This is a genomic window from Leifsonia sp. GW821-FHT13C09, assembly GCF_058806435.1.
This window is the reverse complement of the sequence record NZ_JBXAPS010000014.1, coordinates 1-11,075: the sequence shown is the minus strand read 5'-3', so window position 1 is coordinate 11,075 and position 11,075 is coordinate 1. Positions and strand designations below refer to the sequence as shown.

The window sequence follows — 11,075 nt, the reverse complement described above, 5'->3', positions numbered from 1 at the left end:
GAGACGGCGACGCTACGTGCGTGGCGGTCGGGTGCGTTGGATTGACCTGGTGCGTTACCGCGAACGCCACTCCCCCGATCACAGCGGCAACCACGACGACGGTCCCGATGACCCACGGCCACCGGGACCGGCCCGATGCTGAATACATGCGCATACTGCGTCCCCTCAGAGCTGGTGGGCGTTAGCCGGCGAACGAGAGCGTCACACCGACGATCACCGCGAGGGCCGCCAGGCAGACGAGCGCGATGAACGACGCCATAGCCTTCTTGCGCCCGATCGCGTGCGCGGCCGGGTTCGGGTTGACCTCGTTCGAGGCACCCGCCATGGCCACAATGCCGATGATCAAGTACACGATCGCGACGATGATGCCGATCGCCCAGACCGCGGCGATGAGCTTCTGCCAGAGCTGCGTGAACTTAGCCCCGCCGAACGAGAAGTCCGGAATGATGTGGTCCAGCGGATTGTCGATCGCGTGAACGATGAGCTGATGAGCGATGTCGTGCATTGTGATTCTCCTTGTCGCCTAGCGAGCGGTTGATTTCAGGGCCTTCACCACGCCGGCCGTGGCGGCGGTGAACGCGGCGCGAGTGGCCGGTGCAAGGCGGCCCAGGGTGATCTGCCCGCGCTCGGCAATGTGCTGGTCGTAAGGCACGTGGTAGACCTCGCGGACGTGCATGCCGTCGATGATGCGGTTCACCCGCTCGATGACCTGGGGGTGCTCGGGACGGCCGTCCGTGAGGCGGATCACGATCGCGTTGTCCGCCAGCTGTGCGCCGCGGCCGCCATGCGCCCGCAGCTCTTCGATCATCGCGACCGCTTCGAGCACAGCGTCACCCGCGTTCAGGACGGGAATCACGAGAGCGTCAGCCGTTTCGACCGCTCCCTCGAACGCACTCGACGACGGCTGATTGCCCGAGTCCATGACGCGGATCGAGTAGAACTCGTCGATCACGCCGGCGGCCGCCACGACATCCTCCCGAGTGAGGCGCGGCCTTCGGCCGACCGTCCCAATCACGGACGCGAACGACGTCTGCGGTGCGGTGTAGCCGGCGAGCTGGCCAGCGTTCGTGATGTGCTGGACGTCGCGGACCAGTTCACCGATCCCAAGCGACGGATTCCCCTCGGCGCGGAACGTCAGCGCCCCGGGGTCGTCAGACACCTCCATGATCGCGACCGAGCCACCGCGCACGGCGGCAAGCACTCCCCCAACGATCAGAGAAACCGGAGTCTTGCCGGTGCCGCCCTTCTTGTTTCCGACCAAGATTGCGCGCGGACCCGTCCAGGTCGCTTGTCGGATCACTTCCTCATCGCGTCTCAGCGCCTCGGCCGCGTCAAGAGCCGCCCGCTCGCGCGGCCCCGGCTCCATCTTGATACCCAGCTTCGACAGAGCCCCCCGCACACCCTGTGTGGCCACTGCCGGCTTCTGGACAGTGCTCGCGATGCTCAGCTCGGCCACCGGGTCGACATAGACGCTCTCCGCAGGCTCAGGAGCTGGAGCGCTTGGGGGTGCCGGCGGAATCGGCGGCAGCTCGTCAACGGTGGACGCCATCGGCTCCGGTTCCTCCGCGTACGCCAGTGACACTGGCGCAGGCGGGATGCGTTCGTGATCCGGCGTCATAGAACCGCGCTCACGCGATCTCTCAACCTGGATGGTGTCTTCCTCGACGTAATCGCCCGCACGGGCCGCAGCACCAAACACGCCGAGGCTGGCGTCGGGATTGCTATCACTCATTTACCTATCTCCTCCCGGACCAAAGTCATCCGGGATGAGATTTGACGTCCCCCCGGCCGACGCGTGCAGTCTAGCGCAGACTCCACCCGAATGGGGGGGTGAACATCGAATTCCACTGATCGAGATACCTTGCGGCCATTGGGAACGCGCAGAGGCCACACAGCAGGCGTCATGCCGAGACGGAGGATAGCTCCACCCACCGACAAAGCCACCGCGTTAACCACGGGATAACACGGTGAGGATTTTTCAGGGATAGAGCCGCATGGTTGGCCCACCAGCCATTTCCACCCAAGTGGGGGTCACTGGCACTATGTCGCTTATGCCTAATGACGCGACGCCCGAGGACGCCGTGCCCGAGAGAGTCGCGATCTTCCAAGAGGTCTGCTCTGCCCCAGCGCGAATGATCGTGCTGCGCTTCATCCTCCGCACGGGGACCACCGGTTACCCGCAGCTCCGCGCGGCCGCCGCCGGCCACATGAGCATCCCCCGCCTCCACACCGTGCTCGGAGAACTCGAAGACGTCGGCTACGTCGAAGACGACGCGCCCACCTCAGTCGGCCGCAAACCAAACAGCACGCTCTTCTGGCCCGTGCGCGACCGAATCGCCGAAGACTTCGCCGCCACCAGCGCCTACCTCTTCGGCGGGCGCACTTTCTAAGACGGGGTGCCCTTCTGGTAGGCCCTTGGCGACACGCCACGATGTGCTGGACTTAACTCCTACATGTAGGCAATTGTGGGCACATGGCTAAGACGATCGCGCGCCGCCCTCCGGGCGAGCTGACCGATCCCGTTGGGATGAACTACGTCGTCAACCGCCGCTACAAGCAGCGACTAGAAGAACTCGCCCACAGTGCGGGTGTCTCCGCTGCCGTGATGTTCGAGCAGATTCTCGATCATGTCGAGGTGACTGCCGACAACGTGCCGACCTGGTGGACACCCAGGCCGGCACCCGAGGAGCTGCCTATCAACCCCGATTAACGCATTAGGCCCGCCGCTTTCGCGACGGGCCTAGAAGCCTGTGTCAGAGCCGCTGGAGTTTGGCGACTATCTCGGTTCTGACGAATCACCCAATCCGGATGGACCGGAGGCGTTGTCGCGTCTCCGACCGTCCTAGAGAGGATGCCGTCATAGTACCTCAAAACGCGCTAGACACACGTGTAGGTATAGCCGGGCTGCCTACCGGCGTGTCCTCACATGCCCCTGCGGCGTCACAGGAGCCGTTCTCTCGGCGGACGTCGACGTCCGCCGTCCTGCGGAGCTGGGCGCTGCCCGTGCCGGAAGGCGCGTACGCGCGCCTCCCCTGTTGGAACGGTTCGGACAGCTGGTTCGACGCGCTCATGGACGCTCTGGCCACCCCGGAGGGTGAGGCGCTGCGCAAGCGGTGGAAGGTGAAGGCCACGACGTTGCTGGCGATCGCGAACGAGTACCGGCAGCACGCCGACCACGACACCGGGCGCGGCGTGACGGTCTGCCACGACCGCATCCGTGAGGCGATCGGCCGTAAGTCCAACAAGACCATTCAGCGCGCCACACGCCTGCTGGAAGCGCTCGGATTCGCCGCCACCGTCGTGGAGGGCCGCTACCTCACGCTCGCAGAGCGCCAGGCCGCGTTTGAGCTCCACGGCGGCCGCCAGATCAAGGCCGGCTCCATCGTTGCCCTGACCCTCCCCCCTGTGGATAAGTCCCGCACCGTAACAACGAATGTCCACCTACCCGAAGGGTCACCAGCTCTTAACTCACCTCACCTAGAAATAGATCACCAATCTCGCGCAAGCGCGAAGAAGGAGGCCGCTCCGCGGCCACAGCCTGGACAAAGAAGTCGATCTCGCCGCAGGCAGGGACCTCCCGTTGGACAGCCCAGAGAACTCCAACGGCACGTCTTCCTCGCCCAGCTCGACCGAGCGTACGGAAACCTCCTCGCCGGCCGCATCGACTCCCCTCTCGATGACAGCCGTGGCGGCCGCCACCACATCGGCCAGCTCGACAAGCTCCTGCGTCGCTGCGGCATCGACATCACCGCGTGGACTGTCCCCGAGCTGGTCGCCGCTCTCGATGAGAAGATCCCCGCCGGCAGAACCCGGATGGCGACCGCACAGGACCCGCTGCGCTACTTCGGATGGATGATCCGCACCACCCTTGACGCCGGCGCCCTCCCCCTCCGCGTCGTGCGGGAGCGTCAGGCACAACGTCGTGCCGAAGAGCGCGCGGAACTCGCCCGCGAACGCGAGGAAACTCACCGCCGTCTCGCCGCGGACGACCCCGAAGAGACCGCCCGCATCCTCGCGCAGCTCCACGCCGACACGGAAGCCTCGCGTCTGGCCGCGCTGCGTTCCGGCAGCCGGCGCAAATACCGGCACGGCATGTAGTCCACCCTCCAGTGCGGGGCCGCGCGCGAAATGCTATCGAGAGCTAGCACCAGCTAGCACCAGCCCGCCACCGGCCGCCGTCCCGGCAGCTAATCTGCTGCGCAAAAGACACTAAGAGGAGGCCGCTGCGCGGCCCTGTTCTTGCTGATTTTTGGTCTATCCGGCAGATAACCGTAGTTCGCTCCCGCGGGTCCGTTCCGGGCTTTCGCGGCATATCCTCGCTGCGCTCCGGTATTCCACGACCCGGCACTCCCCCGCTCCCGCTCACTATCGATTCTCTTTGCCGGACAGGCCAAAAAACGATCAGTGGGAGAGGGAGAATCATCATGACGATCACGGCGCGCGCCCCCCGTAAGACCGTCGAGGAGAAGCGGGAACAGGCCGAAGCGTTGCACGCGAGTATCGCGCAGCAGGTGGAGGCATTGCGCAGCTCGGAGCAGTGGCGGCGGTTTCTGGACTTCGCCCAGTCGTTCCACGCGTACAGCTTGAACAATCTTCTTCTGATCCTCTCCCAGTGCCCCGAGGCCAGCTACGTCGCCGGGTTCCGTGCGTGGCAGGGCAAGGGCCGTCAGGTGCGCAAGGGCGAGCGCGGAATCCGCATCTTCGGCTACAGCACGAAGAAGATCACCGAGGAGGACGAGAACGGCGACGAGGTGGAGAAGTCGATCACCCGATTCCCCGTGCTCAGCGTCTTCGACATCAGCCAGACGGACCAGATCGAGGGCGAGCCCGACCACTCCACCATCACCAGCCAGCTCGACGGCACCGACGATTTCGGCGTCATCGCCGCTCTCAGCGACCACCTCACCGCCCAAGGCTGGACGATCGAGCGTCAGAGCCTCCCCGGCTACAAGAACGGCTATACCGACCCCGAGGCCCGCACGGTCGTGATCGACACGAACCTCTCCCCTGCACACGCCGCTAAGACGCTCATTCACGAGACCGCCCACATCGAACTGGCACACATCGACGATCTAGCCGAGTACGTCGAGCACCGTGGACTGATGGAAACCGAAGCCGAGTCCGTCGCATACGTCGTCGCCGGGATGCTCGGATTCGACACCAGCGCCTACAGCATCGGCTACATCGCCGGGTGGAGCGACGGCGACACCGACGTGATCAAAGCCACCGCCGCCCGCGTGGTGAAGACCTCGCACGCCATCGCGGAAATCCTCAGTCCTAGCGTCGAGGAATAGCGATTGCGCGGCCGGCCCCACGAGGGCCGGCCGGGGGGGGGGGGGGGGGGGGGGGGGGGGGGGGGGGGGGGGGGGGTANNNCCGTCCCCCCCCCCCCCCCCCCCCCCCCCCCCCCCCCCCCCCGAGGGGCGACCCCCTCGCGCTCCCCCGGGGCTAGCGTTTGCTAGCTGTGGCTAGCAAACGCTAGCGCAAGCTATTTCTCGATAGCTGTAGCTATCACGCGCTAGCATGTGATAGCGTGATATCAACCACTAGCAACCGCTATACGGCGCTAGCTAGTGCTATCAATACGAAAGGGGGAGTGGTGATCACTCTCTTTGGAGGCACCAAAGGCGGGACCGGTAAGACCACCACGGCGATCAATGTCGGGGTGAGCCTTGCGAGCAAAGGCAAGAGTGTCATCATCGTCGACGCGGACAAGCAGCGCAGTGCGGCAAAGTGGCATGCCCGTCGCGTCGACAACGGCCAGGAGCCCCGGATGACGCTGGTTGAGAAACAGGGGAACGTCTACGCGACCCTCCAGGACCTCGACGCGCATTACGACCACGTGCTCGTCGACGCGGCCGGAGACGACAACCAGGAATTGCGAACGGCAATGACCGCAGCTCACCGAATGATCGTTGTGCTGCGGCCCAGCCAGCTCGACGTCGAAACGCTCGAAGAGTTCACCGAAGTCATAGACGCCGCCCGGGACTTCAACCCCGAACTGGAGGTGCGGAGCCTCATCAGCCAGGCTCCCACCAACCACAACGAGACGGAGACGGTCGACGTCGCGGAATTCATCGTCGAGTTCCCCCAGATCAAACCGCTGGAGACGGTGCTGTACCTGCGCAAGGCATATCGCGACACCCTCGCAGACGGCCGTGGGGTGATCGAGGTCGGGGGAGTAGCCGGCCGAAAGGCACGAGCTGAAATTGAAGAACTCGTAGCGGAGGTGTTCGCATAATGGCAATCGCAAGGAACAAGAAGACCACGCCCGATCCAGCCGCGATCGCATCATTCGGCGCAGCAGCCGAGTCGCACGTCGAGCTGCCGCCGGCTTCGCCGGCGCCGGCCGCAGCCTCAGGCGGGGGCGGTGCAGTAAAGCGCCGGCGCTCCAGCGAAGGCCAGGCGCCCAAAGCGAGTCTGGTTCGCTGGAGTGGGGAGGAAGAGCTGCGCGATCAGCTCATCGAGTACGCCCGGCGCGAACGCTACAACATGCAGGAACTCATGATCGAGGCAATGCGTCTCGGCATCGCTCAACTCGAAAAGGACTAGCTGGCGCTAGCCGCTGCTATCAACTGCTAGCCAAGGCTAGCGGGCGTGGCCCGTGGTTTTTCTTGAACGTGCATCATATGGCTGCGCTCCTCCGTCACCAACGCGGCGGCTGACCCCGCCTGGCCGACGCCAGAACTTTTCCGACGCGCTCGCACGCTCGCTTATTTCGCCGGGAAACTTCCGTTCTCTGCCAGGTACCCGCTTATGGTGCCTCCTCCGCTTCGCCATCTGGTCCCCGTATCAAGAAAAACCACTCAGCTAAGCAAACGGGGAGATGAGAACGATGAGCACACTGATCACCGACACCAACGAGGTCATCCGATTCACGGCCGTGTTCTCGGCCGGAGACCTTGCGGGGGATGTGGGACCGCAGCTCTCGTGCGAGGAGGTGGAAGCCCTCGCGGGGATGCTCCGGGCGTTGGGAGAGCCCGCCAGCGCGGACATGTGGATCAACGCACACGCCGAAGGCGACGACGAGGGAGACGCCCACCACGTGGACGCGACACCCGAGTACGTGGTGCCCGTTGACCCCATGGACGCGTTGCAGTGCGATTCCTGCCAGTAAGAAGATCCGTCCCGCTGGTGGCGAGCGACCCGAACTCGCCGCCAGCATGGGGATCGGGGGAACACCATGACAGCTAGATACACGCCGGTGGAAATCATCGCTGGGGGGGATCAGGGATGCTCGCGAAACCTTCGCGGAGCTGTATGTCGAACTGGAGGCGCTGCGCCGTGAAGCGGCGGCCTACTACCACCGCGCCTTTGTCGACGACGCAGAGCCAGCCTTCCACCCCGCCCCTCCAGGCTTCGGTGGAGACGAGCTGGAGCGAAACCCGCGACGGATAGACCTTTCACGACTGACCAACGCTGGCCTGGCGCTCTACGTGCACGGGGTCCGAACAGCACTCGCGGAACGCGACGAGCTGCACCGGCAGATCGAGACGGCCGAACATGACCTAGAGCGCATGCTGATCGCCATGGACGGCACCATCGCCCACATCGTCAGCCACAGCCTTCGCGACGCCGCAACTCTCGATCACCGCACCAAAAACGAGCATCAGCGCGTCGCGCTCCAGCCGTGGGACGTGCCCGTACGGCGACCAGGCACCGACAAGTACCTGGCACCGGGGGAGCGGCCATGACCGGATACACGCACACCTCGCGCTGCCCGCGCTGCAACACCACCGACGCCTGCCCCGCAATCGCCACCGACCAGGACGAGGCCGCCTTCGTCCTGATCTGCGCCTACTGCGGAACCCGCCGACCATTCCCTGCACCCATCCCCGCAGAGGACGAATAGAGAAGGACGTCGCGAATATTGCTACCCCCCCTTGCGTTGTGCTGCTAGGGGGACTAGCATAAGATTATGAGCAAGCGGCAGAAGTACCGGGATGTGAGCAAGTTCCTCCGCTCCAAAGGCTGGGAACTCAAGCGGCAGCGCGGAAGTCACGAAATCTGGGGGCCTGTTGACGGTGGACTCACCTTCCCCGTGGTCCAACACAACGGCGAGGTCTCCGCAGGGGTTATCAAGCAGCTCCAGGCGATCTTCCCGGATACGCCGCAGAACTGGAAGTGAGAGAAGGCCGAAGATGAGCACCAAGCGCACACTCAGCGCCCGCGCCTACCGCGAGGAAGGCGGATGGTGGGCGATCGAGATTCCCGAACTGACCTCCACCGGTCCGAACGGCGTCACCATCACCGCGACCGGTGCCGCCGTGACCACGCGAGGTATCGAGAAAGCCGCCCGAGAGCTGGGCGCTGTCTGGCTGGATGTGAACGAGGATGACATCGAGGTCGATGTCCACGTCGAAGCCCCCGAACTCGTGGTGCAGATGTGGAGAGAGGGTGTGCAGGCAGAGGCCCAAGGGCGAGCAGCGGTCGAACGTGGAGCGGCCCTCCGACGTGAGGCCGTTCGCGCTCTCCGCGCAGAGGGATACACCGTCGAAGCCGCGGCGGCCGCGCTCGGCGTCAGTCGGCAGCGCGTACAGCAGCTCGCCTCATGACACATTCCGGACACCATCACCCGGCGGCCAAGACCGCCGCATACTCGAGTGCAGTTGGGGGAGACGCATCGTGAACCGAGATCAACACCACGCAAGTCCAGCCTTGCCGGCCAAAGCGTGTTTTCACCGCCTCCGCAGCCTGAGCCGATTCCGGCCGCGATCGCCGCACTCACCGCGGCCGCGCGCCAGACGCGCGTGCGCGGCGCCGGCACCGACCAGGCCACGGTCGAGCCTGTCGACTTCGGAGAAATCGCCAGCTACGTCCTCACGGCCGTTGCCGCCAACCTGGGCGGCGTTGAGGAGCTGCTGGCCGGCCGCCCCGGATCATGGGAAGCCGATCACGTGCGACAGTTCGTGCACAGCACCGCGGGCGACGACGACGCCGACCTATGGCGGTACCGCACCGACCCGGTGCGGCTGCCGTTCGATGCGGAGGATGTGTTCTACGACTTCGGCTTGGGCGATCTGTACGACGACGAGCGCGACGCGGCCGCAATAGCCACGTTCGCTGAGGGGATGACCGAGGAGCAGGCCGCGGCCGCGCAACAGCTCGTCGACGACGTGGAAGCGCTGTTCGTACGCGACCGGGCCGCGTATGCCGAGGCGTATCTCACGACGGCCCGTCACTACCTGACCGAGCGCGGGATCACATGCGGCGTCGAGCTGGTCACCACCCTGTCGCTCGCGAACGCCCTGCAACTGCCGAAAGACGCCGACAAGCTCTGGCGAACTGACGCTGAAGGTCGCTTCGGCTACTACAACGGACACGTGTACCGAGACGCCCTGGTCACCGAAATTCCCAACACCGAGTCGGAGCCGATTGATTACCTCGTGGTCGTCTCGCCCGTGCGCGGGACGAGTGAAGCGGCCGACAGCGCCGACACCTACTTCGGCAACCTAGCTACCGGCGCTATCACCACGACGCTGCCCAGCGACGTGCCGGGTGTCTGAGACCCCAGCGGAGGAACCATGACCGACACGGGCAACCAATCCACGCTCGACCTCTTTGACAGCCCCCTCGATGCGGCGGCCGCGATGGGCATCCCATTGCACGCTTTCAGTGGCTCCGTCGTCTGGACGTTCGAACTCGACACGGACGACGCCACTACGCCTCCGACGCAACATCTCAGCATCAGCGCTACCAGCTCCTCACCCCATGCCGTGAGGGCGGCGGCCGATCAGCTGGCGGCTGCAACGCAGACCACCGTCGAGGAAGTCAGGTTCGAGGACGGGACGGGGGAGTTTCTAGTCGAGATGCGTGACTCGCGGCATCACCGCCTCACGTGGCTCGCTCAGCTCGCCACGACAGCGGCCAGCTAAGCACGCTCTCAGAGTTACCGCCGAGGTGGAACCGGTGGGCGGTCCCACCCGTCTTCGATCGCGCCGCGCCATACCCAGGCGGTACGGACAATGCCATTGACCGACGTCCAGCGGACCTGCACCGCTCGATCCGTCCAGGCGATCGCCTCGCACTCCGGACGGATCACTGTCTCTGGGAACCGCACCCACGCCCGCACCGGCCGCGGCTCCGCCGGCCGGTGGATGGGGTGGGGTTCGACGTCGAGCTCCGCATCGGTCAAGCTCACCGGCTGCGCGCGGATCAGAATCTCCTCGATACCACGACCGATCCCCATCTCCGGGTACCGGCGGTTCGTGCTCACCAGTCCATTAGAACAGAAGTTCGAAAGTATGTTCGAATAGATTCGTGAGAACGATTCGGGTGGGGGAGAGCGACTGGCTCGTGCTTGACGACGCGATTCAACCGCGCTTCTTGATCCATCACGGGCCGGCGGTGAACAAGATCACCCGCGAAACGCTGATGATGTACCGCGTCGACCATTGGGTGCTGAAACGCGCCGACCGGTGGCCTCTCGGGTACTACGAAACCCTCGCCCAGGCGCAGCGGGCCGCCGAGGGCGAGTTGGGCGTGCCGAAGTTCCTTTCGCCGGTCACCGGCCCGGATGGGCAGATTGTGACCCCCGAGGAGCAGCGCGAACGATGGGCGGCTGGCCTTGACCCACGAAGCGGAAGGCCGCGCCTGCTTCCGTGAGTCGCGAATTGGTCAGCGGCGTTCGTTCGGTGGCTAGCGGTCTTCGGGGTGGATGGTTAAGCCGCCGTCGTTGAGCAACCGACTCACGTCCGCGTTGAGCGACATCATCCGTTCCGGGTCGTCCACGATCGCATCCACCATGAGTTCGAGGTAGGCGTATGCGCCCGGCGGTGAGGTGGAGGTGCCGTTGCGGGCGAAGCTGCGTACGAGGGTGCGTATCTCGTTGAGCTGCCACTGCTGTCTGGCGATCAGCAGTGCGTCCCGGAGGGCGGGGTTCGCTTCTGGTTGTTCGCTCATGCCATTGACACTCTCACACCCGAGCCGAGGTAGGGCAGGGCCAGCCGGGCCTTGAAGTGGGCGGCGCTGCGTCCGACACTCTGTGGCAGATGTGGCCGGGGCTCTGTTGCAAAAATCGTGAAGCTTGAGCATGCTTGGCGGAGATTGGACGGACGGAACGATGACGGATTTCAA

18 protein-coding genes are annotated in these 11,075 nt (G+C 65.0%); 14 read left to right on the top strand and 4 right to left on the bottom strand.

The features are described 5' to 3' along the window. Positions 1 to 181: 181 nt before the first annotated feature. Positions 182 to 505 carry a hypothetical protein gene (locus tag AC1ROW_RS20955; protein ID WP_493021486.1) on the bottom strand — a complete coding sequence of 108 codons (324 nt, stop codon included), beginning with the start codon at positions 503 to 505 and terminating at the stop codon, positions 182 to 184. Between the two features lie 18 nt (positions 506 to 523). Further along, positions 524 to 1,732: a MinD/ParA family ATP-binding protein gene (locus tag AC1ROW_RS20950; RefSeq protein ID WP_493021484.1), complete on the bottom strand. Its 1,209-nt coding sequence runs from the start codon at positions 1,730 to 1,732 to the stop codon at positions 524 to 526. Between the two features lie 319 nt (positions 1,733 to 2,051). On the opposite strand from AC1ROW_RS20950, the gene AC1ROW_RS20945 reads away from it, so the two are divergent. The 13 genes from AC1ROW_RS20945 (at position 2,052) to AC1ROW_RS20885 (ending at position 9,874) form a co-directional block, all read left to right on the top strand. Continuing rightward, positions 2,052 to 2,390 (top strand): hypothetical protein, encoded by a 339-nt coding sequence (locus AC1ROW_RS20945; RefSeq protein WP_493021482.1) that lies wholly within the window; start codon positions 2,052 to 2,054, stop codon positions 2,388 to 2,390. 83 nt (positions 2,391 to 2,473) lie between these two features. Next, entirely contained in the window at positions 2,474 to 2,710 is a 237-nt protein-coding gene (locus AC1ROW_RS20940) for a hypothetical protein (RefSeq protein ID WP_490267825.1), read from the top strand. 206 nt (positions 2,711 to 2,916) lie between these two features. Further along, on the top strand, positions 2,917 to 4,098 hold the full coding sequence (locus AC1ROW_RS20935; protein ID WP_493021480.1) for a hypothetical protein: 1,182 nt from the start codon (positions 2,917 to 2,919) through the stop codon (positions 4,096 to 4,098). A gap of 326 nt (positions 4,099 to 4,424) precedes the next feature. Next, complete coding sequence (locus AC1ROW_RS20930; protein WP_493021478.1) at positions 4,425 to 5,294, top strand: ArdC-like ssDNA-binding domain-containing protein; 870 nt, start codon at positions 4,425 to 4,427, stop codon at positions 5,292 to 5,294. A 301-nt stretch (positions 5,295 to 5,595) separates the two neighbouring features. After that, complete coding sequence (locus AC1ROW_RS20925) at positions 5,596 to 6,240, top strand: AAA family ATPase (RefSeq protein WP_493021476.1); 645 nt, start codon at positions 5,596 to 5,598, stop codon at positions 6,238 to 6,240. Further along, positions 6,240 to 6,551, top strand: coding sequence for a hypothetical protein (locus AC1ROW_RS20920; RefSeq protein WP_493021474.1), 312 nt, complete (start codon positions 6,240 to 6,242; stop codon positions 6,549 to 6,551). Before AC1ROW_RS20925 ends, AC1ROW_RS20920 begins: the two co-directional genes overlap by 1 nt. A 283-nt stretch (positions 6,552 to 6,834) precedes the next feature. Further along, positions 6,835 to 7,116, top strand: coding sequence for a hypothetical protein (locus AC1ROW_RS20915; RefSeq protein WP_391856853.1), 282 nt, complete (start codon positions 6,835 to 6,837; stop codon positions 7,114 to 7,116). A 400-nt stretch (positions 7,117 to 7,516) separates the two neighbouring features. Beyond that, on the top strand, positions 7,517 to 7,693 hold the full coding sequence (locus AC1ROW_RS20910; protein ID WP_493021472.1) for a hypothetical protein: 177 nt from the start codon (positions 7,517 to 7,519) through the stop codon (positions 7,691 to 7,693). After that, a complete protein-coding gene (locus AC1ROW_RS20905) occupies positions 7,690 to 7,851 on the top strand; it encodes a hypothetical protein (RefSeq protein ID WP_493021470.1) in 162 nt (53 codons plus the stop codon). The genes AC1ROW_RS20910 and AC1ROW_RS20905 overlap by 4 nt, the downstream gene beginning before the upstream one ends. A 66-nt stretch (positions 7,852 to 7,917) precedes the next feature. Beyond that, the gene (locus AC1ROW_RS20900; RefSeq protein WP_490269176.1) at positions 7,918 to 8,127 is read left to right on the top strand and encodes a type II toxin-antitoxin system HicA family toxin; all 210 of its coding nucleotides are present in this window, start codon (positions 7,918 to 7,920) and stop codon (positions 8,125 to 8,127) included. A 13-nt stretch (positions 8,128 to 8,140) separates the two neighbouring features. Continuing rightward, a complete protein-coding gene (locus AC1ROW_RS20895; RefSeq protein WP_493021469.1) occupies positions 8,141 to 8,554 on the top strand; it encodes a helix-turn-helix domain-containing protein in 414 nt (137 codons plus the stop codon). 48 nt (positions 8,555 to 8,602) lie between these two features. Further along, positions 8,603 to 9,505, top strand: coding sequence for a hypothetical protein (locus AC1ROW_RS20890; protein ID WP_493021468.1), 903 nt, complete (start codon positions 8,603 to 8,605; stop codon positions 9,503 to 9,505). 18 nt (positions 9,506 to 9,523) lie between these two features. Then, complete coding sequence (locus tag AC1ROW_RS20885) at positions 9,524 to 9,874, top strand: hypothetical protein (RefSeq protein ID WP_493021467.1); 351 nt, start codon at positions 9,524 to 9,526, stop codon at positions 9,872 to 9,874. A 14-nt stretch (positions 9,875 to 9,888) separates the two neighbouring features. Here AC1ROW_RS20885 and AC1ROW_RS20880 read toward each other — a convergent pair whose 3' ends face one another. Continuing rightward, entirely contained in the window at positions 9,889 to 10,215 is a 327-nt protein-coding gene (locus AC1ROW_RS20880) for a hypothetical protein (RefSeq protein ID WP_493021466.1), read from the bottom strand. 59 nt (positions 10,216 to 10,274) lie between these two features. On the opposite strand from AC1ROW_RS20880, the gene AC1ROW_RS20875 reads away from it, so the two are divergent. Then, a complete protein-coding gene (locus AC1ROW_RS20875) occupies positions 10,275 to 10,604 on the top strand; it encodes a hypothetical protein (protein WP_493021465.1) in 330 nt (109 codons plus the stop codon). 33 nt (positions 10,605 to 10,637) lie between these two features. Here AC1ROW_RS20875 and AC1ROW_RS20870 read toward each other — a convergent pair whose 3' ends face one another. Beyond that, positions 10,638 to 10,901, bottom strand: coding sequence for a hypothetical protein (locus AC1ROW_RS20870; protein WP_493021464.1), 264 nt, complete (start codon positions 10,899 to 10,901; stop codon positions 10,638 to 10,640). Between the last annotated feature and the right edge of the window lie 174 nt (positions 10,902 to 11,075).